Here is a 15,077-nt window from a genome sequence, read left to right as displayed (position 1 = left end):
ATCGCTATCGCTCTGCGGGCCTCAAGCCCTCTCCCACCGGGAGAGGAGAGGGGTTTCGCTCGATGGCGATGCGATCTTGAGGCAAGGCTTCCGGGCATTCGTCCCGCATGAAGGCCAGCATCTTCTCCCTGATCTCGCAGCGCAGGTCGAAGGCCACCGGGGCCGAGCGGGCGCTGGCGAGGCAGCGGACCTGGGCGACGCGGTCGGTGATGTCGGTGACCTGGAGGTTTACGATATCGCCGTCCCACAGCGGAGACGCCTTGCAGATGCGTTCCAGCTCGGCGCGGAGGCGGTCCATCGGGGCCTCGTAATCGACGCAGAGCATGGCCGTGCCGATCAGGCGTGACGTCTCTCGTGTCCAGTTCTGGAACGGCTTCTCGATGAAATAGCTGAGCGGCAGGATCATCCGCCGCCAGTCCCACAGCTTGATCACGACATAGGTGGAGGTGATCTCCTCGACCGTGCCCCACTCCCCTTCCACGATGACGGCGTCGTCGATGCGGATGGGCTGGGCGGTGGCGATCTGGATGCCGGCGATCAGGTTGGTCAGATAGGGCTGGAGCGCGAGGCCGGCGATGATGCCGACCACGCCGGCCGAGGCCAGCAGCGAGACGCCCCACTGACGCACGGCCCCAATGGTCATCAGGGCCAGGGCCACGGTGATCAGGCCGATGAGGATGACGGCGGCGCGTTGCAGGATGCGCGTCTGGGTGACGTGCTTGCGTGCGACCAGGTTGTCCTCGGTCTGCATGTTGAACTTACGGAGATGGACCACGGCCCACATGTCGACGGCGCCGGCGACGATCCAGCCGAGGACGAGGATGGTCAGGAACAGGATGACGGCGCGGACGCTCTGGGACGGCTCCGGGTCCAGCGGCGAGACGGTGATCGAGAAGCCGATGGCGATCAGGATAATCAGGATGCGCAGTTTCTTGCGGACCCGTTCGAGCACCCCGCGCCAGTACAGGTCGCGGTTCTTCACGACGCGGCGAAGAATGGAGAAGACGATGCGGTGGATGATCCAGCCGGCGCCGACGAAGACGGTCACCACGATGGCGACCACGAGCCACTCCGGCAGCCAGTAGAACTGGCGCCACAGGGTGACGATCTGGCGGGTCAGGTTGGTGATTTCGGGGGGCATGGACGCAAACAGCGTGTCAACGGCGTCTTCCGTTCCCACCGGCGGCAGGGCCGCGCCGGTCATCCGGCCGTAGCCTCGGCGAGGTCCGCGAGGCGTTGGGCCGCGTCGGGTATGGCCACGGAGCGGGCCGCGGCGCTCATGGAGGCAAGGCGCGCGGGGTCTGCGAGGACGCCCGCGACGGCGGCGGCCATGGCGGCGACGGTGACGTCGTCCTCGAGGATGACCTCGGCGGCGGCGACGTCGGTCAGCAGTCTGGCGTTGAGACGCTGGTGGTCGTCGGTGGCGATCTTCAGCGGGATCAGGATCGACGGCATGGCCGCGACCGCCAGCTCGGCGCAGGTCGAGGCGCCGGCGCGGCCGATGACCAGGTGGGCGGCGGACAGGCGGGAGGCCATGTCGCGGAAGAAGGGGGCGACCTCGGCCTCGATCCCGGCATCGAGGTAGATCTGGCGCGAGGTCTCCAGGGTTTCGGGGCGGGACTGCTGCTGAACCTTGAGGCGGCGTTTGATGGCGTCCGGCAGGGCGGCGAGCGCTCGAGGCGTGGTCTCGGAAAGAAGGCGGGCGCCCTGGCTGCCGCCGGTGACGAGGATGCGGATGAGGCCGTCGCCCGGAGGCGCCCAGGCGCGGTCGAACAGGGCGCGGATGTCGGCGCGGACCGGGGCGCCGACGACCTGGGCGCGGGCCTTCACGGCCGGCGAGGCGCGCTCCAGCGTCGGGAAGGACGAGGCCACGGCGCGGACGTGGGGGGCGAGGGCGCGGTTGGTGCGGCCGAGGACGGCGTTCTGTTCATGGATCAGGGTCGGGCGCTTCTGCAGGATGGCGGCGACCAGGGCGGGGGCGGACGGATAGCCGCCGAAGCCGACGACGACACTGGCGTCCAGGCGGTTGAAGGCGGTCTGGGCCTGACCGATGCCGCGCACGATGGCGACGCCGGCCTTGATCAGGCCGATGGGACCGGCGCCGGTGGCGGCGTCGAGGGCGAGACGCTCCTCGGCCGGGAAGGCCTGGGCATACTGTTCGCCGCGATGGTCAGTGGCCAGGACCACGCGCCAGCCGCGCGAGGCCATCTCGCGGGCGAGGGCCTCGGCCGGGAACATGTGGCCGCCGGTTCCGCCGGCGGCGACGACGCAGAGTTTGGTCATGGAGGTGGCTTAACCGACGCGCCGCCAGTCGTCATCCTCTCCCTCCCCCTCGGGGGAGGGTGGTCGGAGCGAAGCGGAGACCGGGTGGGGGCGACCCCGCGATCCGGACACGCCTCCGGGAACTTGCCTTGCCGCCCCCACCCGGTCGCTACGCGACCTGCCCTCCCCCAAGGGGAGAAGGGAAAAGGCGTTTACGGCATCAACAACCGGCGCGGCCGCTGGAGGCTTGCTCCGGGCTCGTAGGCGCCGGGACGACGGCGCGTCAACGCCAGGGCGAAGCCCATGGTCAGGCCCATGGCCATCATCGAGGAGCCGCCGTAGCTGATGAAGGGCAGGGTCATCCCCTTGGTCGGGATCAGGTTCAGGTTCACCGCGACATTGATGGACGCCTGCAGGCCGATCAGCATGAACAGGCCGGCCGCCGCCGTCTGTTCGAATGGATCGTTCAGCTTCATCGCCCGGCCCATGCCGCGGAAGACGATGAAGGCGTAGAGGCCGATCATGACGAGGCTGAGGACCAGGCCGAACTCCTCGGCGCCGACGGAGTAGATGAAGTCGGTGTGCAGGTCGGGGACGGAGCGTTTCATGACCCCCTCGCCCACGCCGCGTCCGACCAGGCCGCCGGCGCGGATGGCCTCGGAGGCGCGGTCGATCTGGTGGGTGTCCTCGACGCCGGGCGAGACGAACTTGGCGACGCGCGCCTGGACGTGGGGAAACAGCAGATAGATGGCGGTCATGCCGGCGACGAACATCCCGCCCAGCACCGCGACCCAGCGCAGGGGTACGCCGGCCATGAAGAAGACGGCCATGAAGGTGGTGGTGATCAGAAGCGTCTGGCCGATGTCCGGCTGGATCAGCAGCAGGGCCACGGTCACGACGTAGAAGCCGAAGGCGATGGAGACGCCGGGCACGCCCTGCCCCTTCTGGCCTTCGGCGAACATCCAGGCGGCGAAGACGATCAGGCTGGGCTTGGCAAACTCGGAGGGCTGGAGGCTGAACGGGCCGAGGTTCACCCAGCGGGCCGCGCCCTTCACCGTGTCGCCGATGAAGGGCAGCATGGCCATGACGACAATGGAGCCGAGCAGGCCCAGGACCGCGATCCGTCGCACGCCGCGGGGCGACAGCAGCGACATGGTCAGCATCAGGCCGATGCCGCCGCTGGCCCAGACGATCATGCGCCAGGCATAGTGGAAGGGGTCGGTGATCGACTCGTCGGCCAGGATGGCGGCCGGGGACGAGGCGAACGACAGCATGACGCCGAGGCCCATGAGGGCGAGCGCCGCGCCGAGCAGGCCGCGATCCACCGTCCAGAACCACTGGGCGATCGGGCTCTGGTCGTTGCGCGAGAAGGGGTGGGAGTAGACAGCCTGGGTCATGGTTTCTCAACCCTGAACGAAAGGCGTAGCCCCGAGGTTAAGAACGGCGGCCCGGAACGCCTCTCCGCGCGCCTCGAAGTCGGGGAACTGGTCGAAGCTGGCGCAGGCGGGGCTGAGGAGGACGACGGGGTCGCCGCCGGCTTTCGCGGCGTCCTCGGACGCGAGGGCGACGGCCGTGGCCATGTCCCTGGCGATGACGTGGGGGATGTCGCCGAGGGTGGCGGCGAAATCCTCGGCCGCCTCGCCGATGAGGTAGGCCTTGGCGACGCGGGGGAAGAGGTCGGCCAGTTCGGCGATGCCGCCGTCCTTGGCCCGCCCGCCGGCGATCCAGAAGCTGGTCGGGTAAGACATGAGGGCCTGACGCGCGGCGTCGGCGTTGGTGGCCTTGGAGTCGTTGACGAAGCGGACGGCGCCGAGCTGGCCGACAGTCTCCATGCGATGGGCGAGGCCGGGAAAGGTCATCAGGCCTGCGACGGCGGCCTCATGCGACACGCCGATGGCGCGGGCGGCAGCGTAGGCGAAGGCGGCGTTCTGGGCGTTGTGACGACCGGGGAGCGAGCAGGCTGCGGAGACGTCGATGATCTGGCCCCCCGAGAGCACCAGACACCCTGGGTGCGCGACAATTCCTTCTCCCCTTGCGAGAGAAGTTGGCTCGCGCAGCGAGACGGATGAGGGGTCACGCTGACCGCCGAAGTTGGGGGCTTGATCGATCCGCTCCACCGGCCGGTGTGACCCCTCATCCGTCAGCCTTCGGCTGCCACCTTCTCCCGCAAGGGGAGAAGGGCGTGTGGACACGCTCAGGGCGACCCAACCAAAGGATTGGAGTTCACGGAGGATTTCCAGTCCGGGCTCTTCGTCGATCCCGATAACCGCAAGCTTCTTATCATCCGCCGGAGAGTCACATGCCCCGCTCATATGCTGGAATAACCGTCGCTTCGCCGAAACATAACCCTCCATCCCGCCGTGGCGGTCGAGGTGGTCGGGGCTGATGTTGGTCAGGATGGCGACGTCGGGGGCGAAGCTGGTGGTCAGGTCGAGCTGGTAGCTGGAGACCTCGATCACATAGGCCTGGACCTCGGCGGGGGGCGGCAGGGCGAGGACGCCGATGCCGATGTTGCCGCCGACGGCGATCTTCATGCCTGCCTGTTTCAGCACCCAGCCGATCAGGGCCGTGGTCGTCGACTTGCCGTTGGTGCCGGTGATGGCGATTACCTTGGGCCGCAGGGAGGCCGGGGTGGCGGCGATGGCCCGGGCGAACAGTTCGATGTCGCCGATGACCGGGACATTGGCAGCCTTCGCCCTGTCGACGGTCCAGTGGGGCTTCGGGTGGGTCAGTGGCGCGCCGGGCGACAGGACGAGGGCCGCGAAGTCCGACCAGTCGGCCGTGGTCAGGTCCTCGACCTCGAACCCTTCGGCCCCGGCCTGCATGCGGCCGGAGACGCCGTCGTCCCACAGGATGGGCTCTGCGCCGCCGGCCTTGAGGGCGCGGGCGGCGGTGATGCCCGAGCGGCCGAGGCCGAACACCGCGACGCGACGGCCTTCGAAGCCGGGGACCGGGGTCATGCTTCCCTCTCCCGGTGGGAGAGGGCTTGAGCGCCCGAGAGCCGCAGGCGATCGGACTTGCGCGAAAGGGTGAGGGTTCGACCTCGCCTCATTCGCACCATCCGCCCCTCACCCTTTCGGCTTGCGGATCGCTGCGCTCTCCGAGCCTCAAGCCCTCTCCCAACGGGAGAGGGAGCAGCAATGCGCGCCCTCACCGGAGTTTCAGCGTGCTGAGCCCCACCAGCGCCAGCATGGCGGCGACGATCCAGAAGCGGATGACGACGGTCGATTCCGGCCAGCCCATCTTCTCGAAATGGTGGTGGATCGGGGCCATCAGGAAGATGCGCTTCCTGGTGGCCTTGAAATAGGCGACCTGGATCATGACCGAGGCGGCCTCGATGACGAACAGGCCGCCGACGATGCCCAGGACCAGCTCGTGCTTGGTGGCGACGGCGATCGAGCCGAGCGCGCCGCCCAGAGCCAGCGAACCCGTGTCGCCCATGAAGATCTTGGCCGGCGGGGCGTTGTACCAGAGGAAGCCCACGCCGCCGCCGATGATGGCGGCGCAGAAGATGGCCAGCTCGCCCGAGCCCGGCACGTGGTGGACGCCCAGATACTCCGAAAAGATGAAGTTGCCGACGAGGTAGGAGATGATGCCGAAGGCCGCCGCCGACATCATCACCGGCACGATCGCGAGGCCGTCGAGTCCGTCGGTCAGGTTCACTGCATTGGAGAAGCCGACCATCGTGAAGGCGGCGAAGGCGACGTAGAACCAGCCGACGTTGAGCAGCACGTCCTTGAAGAACGGGAAGGCGATCGAGGTCTCCAGTCCCGGAGAGGTGGGAGACTGGGTCATCCAGAGCACCACCAGCACCCCGGCGATCACCGAGACGACGACCTGGGCCAGCAGCTTCTGTTTCGAGGTCAGGCCGGCCGAGGTCTGTTTCGTCACCTTGGCGTAGTCGTCGATGAAGCCCAGTACGCCGAAGGCCGCCGTTACGCCGGAGACGATCCAGATATAAGGATTGGTCAGGTCGCCCCACAGGAAGACGGCGACGGCGATGCCCGCCAGGATCATCAGTCCGCCCATCGTGGGGGTGCCGACCTTGGAAAGGTGCGAGACCGGCCCGTCGGCGCGGATCGGCTGACCCTTGCCCTGTTTGACCCGCATGAAGGAGATGAACCGGCTGCCCATCGCCACCGCGACGATCATGGCCGTGGCCATGGCCAGGGCGACGCGCACCGTCTGGTACTGAACCAGGTTCAGCAGCGGATACTCGTTCGCGACGTCGGCGTAGTAGAGATACAACAGATAGAACATCGACGGCCCCCGGGTGTCCCTAGCGCTCTAGCGCCGCAAGGGCGGCGGCCACAAGCGACGCTTTCGACCCGTTCGAGCCCTTGACCATAACGATGTCCGTCGGCCCGACCAGATCGGCGGCCTGGGCCGCGAGACCGGCGGCGCTTTCGGCCCACACGCCGCGACGGGCGGGCGGCAGGGCGTCATAGAGGTGGCGCATCTCCGACCCTGCGGCGTGGACGATATCGAGGCCCGCCTGGTCGATCGGGGCGGCAAGGCCGGCGTGAAGCGTTTCGGACTGGTCGCCGAGTTCCAGCATGTCGGTCAGGACGACGATGCGACGCCCACCCTCGGCGACAGGCTTGACGCCCAGCGAGCGGAAGCCGGCCGTCATGGACAGCGGATTGGCGTTGTAGCTCTCGTCGATCAGGGTGAAGGCGCCGCCGGGGATGCGGACCGTGCGGGTCTCGCCCCGGCCCTTCAGCGGTTCGAAATCAGCCAAGGCGGCGAGCGCCGTCTCGACCGGCACATCAAGCGCGTCGAGCATCAGGATGACCGCCAGGCTGTTGAGGCCCCAGTGGAGGCCGGACTGTTTCAGCGGGAAGACGTGGCGGTGACCGTAGACCTCGGCGGTGACGACGGCGCCGAAGGCATTGGGGATGAAGTAGATCAGGCGGGCGTCGTGGGCGGGCTCGGAACCGAACGCAGCCACCCGGGCGCCGACATGCAGCGCCGCCTGACGCAGCATCGGCTCCCAGACGTTGTCACCGTTGATGACCGCCAGACCGCCCGGGCCCAGGCCCTGAAAGATGGCGGCCTTCTCGCGGGCGACCCCCGCCTCGCCGTCGGCGAAGGCCTCGATGTGGACCGGGCCGACGGTGGTGACGCAGGCGGCATGCGGCTGGACCATCCTGGCCAGAGGCGCGATCTCGCCGGGCGCGTTCATGCCGATCTCGAAGACGGCGCGTTCGACCGAGGGGTACATGCGGGCCAGCGTCAGGGGCACGCCGATGTGGTTGTTGTAGCTCTTGATCGAGGCATGGGCCGGACCGGCCAGATCGAGGCCGGCCTTGATCGCCTGGGTGACGCTGGTCTTGCCGACGCTGCCGGTGACGGCGCCGCGACGGACATGGGGGGCGCGGTCGCGGGCGGCGGCGCCCAGGGCCTCCAGCGCATGGAGAGTGTCGGGAACGACGATGCAGGGGCCGCCCTCGACCGGGTGTTCGACGAGCGCGCCGGAGGCTCCGGCGGCGAAGGCCGAGGCGGCGAAGTCATGGCCGTCGCGTGCGCCCTTCAGCGCGAGGAACAGCTCGCCCGGTCCGATCTCGCGGCTGTTGTAGGTCAGGCCGTTGGCATCGAAGTCGCCGCCCTCGATCCGTCCGCCGGTGGCCGCCGCGATTTCCTGCGCGGTCCAGAGGGGCGGTGTCGTGTCAGGCATTTACGCAGCTTCTCCTGGAGCATGATCTTATCCGAAAACCGCCGACACTTTTCGGGATCACGCTCGTAGGGCCTCGGCGAGTTCGGTGGCGTCGTCGAAGGGATGAGTCGTCCCGCCCACGATCTGACCCTGTTCATGCCCTTTTCCGGCGACGACGACCACATCTCCGTCGCCCATCATGGCCGTGGCCTCGCGAATGGCGGTGCGGCGGTCGCCGATCTCCATGGCGTCGGGGCAGCCCGCGCGGACCTCGGCGCGGATGACGGCAGGGTCCTCGGACCGGGGATTGTCGTCAGTGACGATGGCGACGTCGGCAAGGCGGCCGGCGATCTCGCCCATCTGGGGACGCTTGCCCTTGTCGCGGTCGCCCCCGGCGCCGAAGACGACGATCAGGCGGCCGGTCGCGTGGGGACGAAGCGCCTTGAGCACGGTCTCGAGTCCGTCGGGCGTGTGGGCGTAGTCGACATAGGCCTCGCCCCCTCTCACGCTATCTGGCCCGCCCGAGACGCGTTGCAGGCGGCCAGCCGCGCCGGTGATCTTTTCGAGGGCGTGCAACACCCTGGCGGCCTCTTCGCCGGCGGCGATGCACAGGCCCGCCGCGACCAGGGCGTTGGAGGCCTGGAAGGCGCCGGCCAGCGGCAGCAGGACGTCGTGGCGGTCGCCGCGCACATCGAGGATCAGGCGCTGGCCCTCCGGCACGGCGCGACGTTCAATGAGGCTGAGGTCCCTGCCCCGCTCGCCTACGCCCATGACGGCCAGGCCGGACATGATCGAGGCGGCGGCAAAGGCGTTGTAGGCGTCGGAATCGGCGTTCAGGACGGCAGTGCGGCCGCGCGGCAGCAGGGTCTCGAACAGACGCATCTTGGCCGCTCGATAGGCTTGCATGTCGCCGTGATAGTCGAGGTGGTCCTGGGTCAGGTTGGTGAAGGCGGCCGCCTTCAGCGTCACGCCGTCGAGGCGACGCTGGTCAATGCCGTGGGACGAGGCTTCGAGCGCCAGGTGGGTCACGCCGCCCTCGGCCAAGGTGGCCAGAAGACGGGCGGCGTCGCCGGCGTCCGGGCTGGTCAGGCCGGGCGGGGTCAGGATCTCGGTGGTCGCACCCACCTGGGCGACGACGCCCAGGGTGCCCATGCTGGCGGCCTTGATGCCCAGGGCGGCCCAGATCTGACGGCAGAAGGCGGCGACCGAGGTCTTGCCGTTGGTGCCGGTGACGGCGACGCAGGTGGCGGGCTGGGCGCCGTAGAAGCCGCGCGCCGCGAGCGCATAGGCGCGGCGGACGTCACCGGAACGGACCAGCAGGGGCGCCAGGCCTTCCGGCGTGTCCTGGGGTGCGAGGACGGCGGCCGCGCCTTGCGACAGGGCCTGGGGGATGAAGGCGCGGCCGTCGGCGGCGCTGCCCGGCAGGGCCACGAACAGGGAGCCGGGGGCGACCTTGCGGCTATCGGCCGTCACACCCGTGATCATCGGGTCGGTCGCGACGTCGCGGCGCAACAGGTCGGAGAGGCGAACGGCGCTCATCGAGCGACCTCGGCCGCGACGGGCGGATCGATGCGGCGCTGGAGGCCCAGGAAGCCGGCGATGCGGTCTGCGACCCGACCGACGACGGGGGCGGCAATAGCCCCGCCGAGGCGCGACCCCTGGCTGGGCTCGTCGATCAGGACGAAGATGACGTAGCGCTGCGCATCCTCCGGGCCGTCGGCCGGGAAGACGGCGGCAAAGGAGCCGACGCCGTGGCTGGCGTCATAGCGGCCGTTGACCAGCTTGTTGGCCGAGCCGGTCTTGCCGCCGACGCGCAGCCCCGTCGCGTCGGCCTGACCGCCCGAGCCGCGCAGGACGTTGGCGCGCATCAACTGGCGGATGGCGGCGGAGGTCTCGACGCTGACCACGCGATGGCCTTCCGAGCCCGCGCCGCCGCGGCGCAGCGATAGCGGGCGGTAAATCCCGCCATTGACGAGGGCGACCGTGGCCGCCGTCATCTGCAGCGGGGTGATCATGATGCCGTAGCCGAACGACATGGAGGCGCGGGTCGTGTCGCTCCAGTCCTGAGGACGGCGCGGACGGGCGCTCTCGCGCAGCTCGATCGGGGCAGCGTCGAGCAGGCCCAGCTTGGTGAAATAGGAACGCATCGTGTCGGCGCCCATTTCGACGGCCAGACGCGAGGTGCCGATGTTGGAGGAGTGCAGATAGACCTCCTCCAGCGACAGGATCTTGTTGGTCGCGTGGAAGTCCGAGATGCGGCGGTTGCCGATCATATAGGCCTGGGACGCGTCGATCATGGTGTCGAGATCGGCCAGGCCTGTGTCGATGGCGGTGGCGATGGTGAAGGTCTTGAACACCGATCCCATCTCATAGTGGGCCGAGGTGACGCGGTTCAGGGCGGCGTCGTCGGAGGCCTGGCCCCGGCGGTTGGCGTTGTAGGTCGGCCATGAGGCCATGCCGAGGATCTCGCCGGTCCGGGCGTCGGCGACGACCCCGACCGCGCCCTTGGCGCCGGCTTCCGCAGCCGTGGCGGCCAGTTCGTTCTCGAGCACGCCCTGAACGCGAAGGTCGATAGACAGGGCGAAATCCGCGCCCGCCGCGCCTGCCTGGCGGATGGCGTCGTTGAAGGCCAGTTCGGCGCCGGAGACGCCCTGACCGCCGGTATCGGCGGCGCCGATCAGGTGAGCGGCGGAGCTGTTCAAGGGATAGACGCGGCGATCCTCGGGCTCGAACGAGAGACCTCCCAAGGCCAGGGCATGCACCGCCTGGCGCTCGGCCGGGGTCAGGCCGGGCTGGGCGATCAGGCGACGGTCGCCGGCCAGGACGCGGCGCAGGCGGGTCGCCGAGATCCCCGGCAGGGCGCGGCGGATCTGGCGGAAGGCGGCGTCCTTGTCCCAGACCTCGGACGGATCGATGTAGAGGCCGTAGTGGGTGATGTTGGTGGCCAGCAGGGCCCCGTTGCGGTCGGTCAGGTCCGCACGCTGCAGGGCGCCCGCGACGTGGGCGGCGCCGGACCCGCCCCTGGGCGCCAGCAGGGCCGCGCGGGCAGCGCCCAGGGCCAGCAGGCTGAATACCGCGACAAAGACCATGCGGATCAGGAAGATGCGGACGCGGGTGTCCTCCTCCGGCCGGGCATCGGCGCGAGCGCGTTCGAAGGCGTGTTCGATAAACCAGACCGCCTCGCCCATCCAGCGCAGCCAGGGCGAGACGGTCGAGGTCAGGGGGCGACTGGCGCCGGGAGCCGGACGGTAGGCGCGGGGATCCTGAACCGTCATCGCCCAGCCCCGGCGACGGTGGCGGCGGCAGCGGGGGGAGCGGGGGGAGCGGGGGGAGCGGGGGGAGCGGGGGGAGCGGGCGCGTCCCCGGCGGGTTCGGCGACGGCCGGAGCGGGAGCGGCCGGTACCGACGCGACGACCGGGACGTGGACGGGTTTCAGGGTTGGCAGAACATTCTCTTCGACCTGCCGCTCGGCCTTGACCGGAGCCAGGGCGGCGCCGCGTGACAGGGTCTCCAGACGGCCAGGCTGTTCCAGCCGCGCAGCCTCGGCGCGGAGAAGGCGAACACGCTGGGAGTTCTCGGCGATCTGGCGTTCCAGCTGGCCGATGGCGGCGCTTTCGCGTGCGGCGGCGGCCTTGGCGACATAGACCGAGAAGACCATGGCGGCGACGCACATGACGCCGACGATCTCGATCCAGCGGATGCCGCGGATCTTCCAGTCGAACAGGCGCTGGACTGGATTGCGGTTCATGCAGCCGCCTTCCAGGCCGGAGCCCCGGTGCGGACGGCGGCGCGCAGCTTGGCCGAGCGCGAACGCGGATTGACGGCCAGTTCGGCCTCGCCCGCCTCGCGCGCGCCTTTAAACTGGAGCGTGAAGCTGGGCTTGCGGGTCTCGATGGCGACCGGGGCGTGGCGCGAACCGCCGGGCGCATTGCCGCTGCGCTCGGTCAGGAAGGCCTTCACGATCCGGTCTTCCAGCGAATGGAAGGTCACAACGGCCAGACGCCCGCCCGGCGACAGGGTGCGTTCGGCGGCCTCCAGCCCCTTGGTCAGCTCGCCCAGCTCATCGTTGACGGCGATGCGCAGGGCCTGGAAGGTGCGGGTCGCCGGATGGGTCGGGGCGCCGCGACGGCCGCCGAGCGCCTTCTCGACGACGTCGGCGAGATCAAGGGTGCGGGCGAACGGTTGAGCGATACGGCGGCGCAGGATGGCGGTGGCGATACGGCCGGACTGACGCTCGTCACCGTATTGCTTCAGAATATGGGCCAGCGGGCCGTGGTCCCAGCCGTTGACGATGTCGGCGGCGCTCTCGCCCTCGCTCGACATGCGCATGTCCAGCGGGCCGTCACGCATGAAGGAGAAGCCGCGCTCGGCCTCGTCCAGCTGCATCGAGGAGACGCCGATGTCGAAGACGGCCCCATCGAGCTTCGTCTCACCGGCATCAACAAAGGCGTCGGCGAGGCCCGAGAAGGCGGTGCGGATCAGCTGGAACTGGCCCGGGAAGTCGTTGGCCACGGCGTCGGCGTGACGCTGGACCGTCGGGTCGCGGTCCAGAGCGATGACCCGGGCGCCAGTGGCGAGGATCGCGCGGGTGTAGCCGCCGGCGCCGAAGGTCGCATCGATGATCACGTCGCCCGGCTTCGGGGCCAGGGCCTCGATGACTTCATCCAGCAGGACGGGGGCGTGCGGGCCGGTCACGTGTCGTTGCCCGGCATGCGGCGGCGAGCGACGTCGCCACGTTCGCGCATGGCCTTCCTCGCCAGCACGCGGCGCTCGTCCTTGCGGGCGTTCCAGCGGGCGCGATCCCAGATCTGGAAGCGGGGGCCGAGACCGACGATGACCACGTCCTCGCCGAGGCCCGCTTCCTGGCACAGGCTTTCCGGCAGGGTAATGCGGCCGCCGCCGTCATAGGCGAGCTGTTTCTGGCCGCCGTAGACGGTCTCTTCCAGGGCTGTGCGCCAGTCATCGCCGAACGGCAGGGCCTCGATCATGGCGACATACTCGGCCATCAGCTTGTCGCCGCCGGCCTCGAGGCAGTCGGACTCGACCGAGAAGAAGCAGAAGACGCCCAGGTCGGCGCCGTTTTCGGAGGTGCGGAACTCCTGCGGGATCAGGAGACGGCGCTTGCCATCCAGCTGCTTCTCACTGGTTCCGAGAAACACGCCCGTCCCAATCGAGCCTGTCGGCCCGCCCCTGAGTTCATCCCCGCGCCTGAATCGCCGGCGCCGCCAATCCCCGCGTAGTTGTTATGGGATAGCATGGGATGAACTGGGTCTCAATGGGAATGGTTGACGATATTTAACCAAGTTGCCGATGTTGCAGGATCGCGACAGCACAAATCAGAACATACACAGAACACGACAAGTATTAACAGGCTGGGGAGTGTGTGCCGTGGTTTGGTCCCAGGGGTTAATGCGGCGTGGCCAGAACCCCTCCGTCACGACGCGAAGATGCGCCGCGCCACCTCCCCATCCGCCAGGCGGCGGACAGGGAGGAGACTGCCCTCATCGGGCTAAAGCAGCGAGCGACCGCGTCGCGAGCGGCAGCCCCCAACAAGGATCAAAATGCCAGACGGCCTGTAAGCCGGGTTCTGTTCCGCCCGAAAGCGGTGACGATCATTCCTCTGGACCGCCCGTTGCCGGACGGTTCTCGCGACCTACCCGGACGCCTCGGGCGGTGAACCCTGCGACCGAAGTCGCGCGACGTCCCTATTCGGTCTTGCTCCAGGCGGGGCTTGCCATGCCGTCGCTGTTACCAGCAACGCGGTGGGCTCTTACCCCACCCTTTCACCCTTACCCGCGTCGAAACGCAGGAGGTTTGCTTTCTGTGGCGCTGTCCCTCGGGTCGCCCCGGGCGGGCATTACCCGCCGCCTTTTCACCGTGGAGCCCGGACTTTCCTCGACGGGAGCAAGTCCCGCCGCGACCGCCCGGCCGTCTGGCGGGGGTTCAGTGCGCGCTCAGGCGGCGAAGGTCAACGCCGGGCGTCAGTTCAGCACGCCGGTCACACTATCGGCCGTCGCCAGCTGCAGCACGCCCATCAGCGTCGCGCGGGTCTCGCCGTCGGCGATGCCGTCGACCTTCGACGGACGCCAGTGGCGTTGGAAGGCCTCGACAATGATGCGTGTCTCGTCGGTGTATTTGCCGTCTGGCAGAGGCTCGTAGCCCAGGCGGTGCAGTCCGGCCTGCAGGACGTGGACGCCGAGGCCTTCGTCGCCGATCGTCAGGGGCGGGCCAAGGGCGGCGATGCGCTCGGGGGCGGGTTCGAACCACAGGCCCTGGCGATGGGCGGCGAGGGTCTTCCACGGGAAGCGTTCGCCGGGATCCTGTTTCCGGGCCGGCGCGACGTCAGAGTGGCCGAGGATGCGGGCGTCCTCAATGGCCCAGCGAGCGCGGATCCCGTCGATCAGTTCGATGACGGAGGCGACCTGGGCATCTGGAAAATCGCGATAGCCAAACTCATGGCCCGGATTGACGATCTCGATGCCGATGGAGACGGCGTTGATGTCGGTCTCGCCCTTCCACCAGGACTTGCCGGCGTGCCAGGCGCGGCGCTGCTCGGGCACGAGACACAGGATGCGGCCGTCCTCGTCCACGACATAGTGGGCCGAGACCCTGGCCTCCGGATCGCGCAGGCGCGCGACGGCGGCCTCAGCGGTCTGCATGCCGGTGTAGTGGAGCAGGACCATGTCGGGCGGACCGCGACGCTGGTCGAAATTGGGCGAAGGCGCTTCGGCGATAGTCGGCATGGGCTTAGCGCCGATGCCTAGCGATGGGGACGTTCCCAGCCGTAGGCGACCCAGGTGTCGCCGACCTTCTCGGCCTCGATCACATCGTCATTGCGCCGGGCGCGGACGGTGACGCGACGACGGGCCCGCATGGCCAGTCCGGCGAAGAAGATCAGGATACTGGCGCAGAGGGCGATCACGGCGACGGCGGCGGCCGTGAAGACCGCCAGCAGCGCCCCTACGGTCAGAGCCGCCACGGTCGCGATCAGGCCGCACAGCCACATGATCGGCGCGAGCAGCCCTTGGGGCCGACGGCGATTCTGAAAACCGAGGGTGGCGAACGGATCCTGCGTCATCTCTATTCCTTGTCGAGCGTCCCGCAGAACGCCTGAACACCAATGTCGGTCCACAGAGGCGAACGGTCAATGACCGGCCGC

General features: G+C 69.0%; 13 protein-coding genes and 1 other RNA gene. All 14 read right to left on the bottom strand.

What is annotated here, in order from left to right; all coding sequences use genetic code 11:
* Positions 1–4 precede the first annotated feature (4 nt).
* Positions 5–1,204: a mechanosensitive ion channel family protein gene (locus ACP7A5_RS02130; RefSeq protein WP_426040351.1), complete on the bottom strand. Its 1,200-nt coding sequence runs from the start codon at positions 1,202–1,204 to the stop codon at positions 5–7.
* Positions 1,201–2,283, bottom strand: a complete 1,083-nt coding sequence (murG, locus tag ACP7A5_RS02125; RefSeq protein ID WP_426040350.1) for an undecaprenyldiphospho-muramoylpentapeptide beta-N-acetylglucosaminyltransferase — start codon at positions 2,281–2,283, stop codon at positions 1,201–1,203. Before murG ends, ACP7A5_RS02130 begins: the two co-directional genes overlap by 4 nt.
* A gap of 191 nt (positions 2,284–2,474) precedes the next feature.
* A complete protein-coding gene (locus ACP7A5_RS02120; RefSeq protein ID WP_426040349.1) occupies positions 2,475–3,659 on the bottom strand; it encodes a peptidoglycan glycosyltransferase FtsW in 1,185 nt (394 codons plus the stop codon).
* 6 nt (positions 3,660–3,665) lie between these two features.
* Positions 3,666–5,222, bottom strand: a complete 1,557-nt coding sequence (locus ACP7A5_RS02115; protein ID WP_426040348.1) for a Mur ligase family protein — start codon at positions 5,220–5,222, stop codon at positions 3,666–3,668.
* A 190-nt stretch (positions 5,223–5,412) separates the two neighbouring features.
* Entirely contained in the window at positions 5,413–6,522 is a 1,110-nt protein-coding gene (mraY, locus tag ACP7A5_RS02110; RefSeq protein ID WP_425991319.1) for a phospho-N-acetylmuramoyl-pentapeptide-transferase, read from the bottom strand.
* A 19-nt stretch (positions 6,523–6,541) separates the two neighbouring features.
* Positions 6,542–7,939: a UDP-N-acetylmuramoyl-tripeptide--D-alanyl-D-alanine ligase gene (locus ACP7A5_RS02105; protein ID WP_426040347.1), complete on the bottom strand. Its 1,398-nt coding sequence runs from the start codon at positions 7,937–7,939 to the stop codon at positions 6,542–6,544.
* Between the two features lie 57 nt (positions 7,940–7,996).
* Positions 7,997–9,457: a UDP-N-acetylmuramoyl-L-alanyl-D-glutamate--2,6-diaminopimelate ligase gene (locus tag ACP7A5_RS02100; RefSeq protein ID WP_426040346.1), complete on the bottom strand. Its 1,461-nt coding sequence runs from the start codon at positions 9,455–9,457 to the stop codon at positions 7,997–7,999.
* On the bottom strand, positions 9,454–11,106 hold the full coding sequence (locus tag ACP7A5_RS02095; protein WP_426040409.1) for a peptidoglycan D,D-transpeptidase FtsI family protein: 1,653 nt from the start codon (positions 11,104–11,106) through the stop codon (positions 9,454–9,456). The genes ACP7A5_RS02100 and ACP7A5_RS02095 overlap by 4 nt, the downstream gene beginning before the upstream one ends.
* Before the next feature lie 83 nt (positions 11,107–11,189).
* A complete protein-coding gene (gene ftsL, locus ACP7A5_RS02090) occupies positions 11,190–11,666 on the bottom strand; it encodes a cell division protein FtsL (protein ID WP_426040345.1) in 477 nt (158 codons plus the stop codon).
* Positions 11,663–12,613, bottom strand: a complete 951-nt coding sequence (gene rsmH, locus ACP7A5_RS02085) for a 16S rRNA (cytosine(1402)-N(4))-methyltransferase RsmH (protein ID WP_426040344.1) — start codon at positions 12,611–12,613, stop codon at positions 11,663–11,665. Before rsmH ends, ftsL begins: the two co-directional genes overlap by 4 nt.
* On the bottom strand, positions 12,610–13,077 hold the full coding sequence (locus tag ACP7A5_RS02080; protein WP_303696320.1) for a division/cell wall cluster transcriptional repressor MraZ: 468 nt from the start codon (positions 13,075–13,077) through the stop codon (positions 12,610–12,612). The genes rsmH and ACP7A5_RS02080 overlap by 4 nt, the downstream gene beginning before the upstream one ends.
* A 401-nt stretch (positions 13,078–13,478) precedes the next feature.
* Positions 13,479–13,854, bottom strand: an RNA gene (gene rnpB, locus ACP7A5_RS02075) — RNase P RNA component class A.
* Positions 13,855–13,899: 45 nt separating this feature from the next.
* Entirely contained in the window at positions 13,900–14,661 is a 762-nt protein-coding gene (locus ACP7A5_RS02070) for a peptidoglycan recognition protein family protein (protein WP_426040343.1), read from the bottom strand.
* Between the two features lie 17 nt (positions 14,662–14,678).
* Complete coding sequence (locus ACP7A5_RS02065) at positions 14,679–14,996, bottom strand: hypothetical protein (RefSeq protein ID WP_303696324.1); 318 nt, start codon at positions 14,994–14,996, stop codon at positions 14,679–14,681.
* Between the last annotated feature and the right edge of the window lie 81 nt (positions 14,997–15,077).

It is taken from the genome of Brevundimonas sp. TWP2-3-4b1 (assembly GCF_049897665.1).
Lineage (GTDB): Bacteria > Pseudomonadota > Alphaproteobacteria > Caulobacterales > Caulobacteraceae > Brevundimonas > Brevundimonas subvibrioides_B.
The sequence above is the reverse complement of the archived record's forward strand: the minus strand, read 5'-3'. Positions and strand labels throughout refer to the sequence as shown.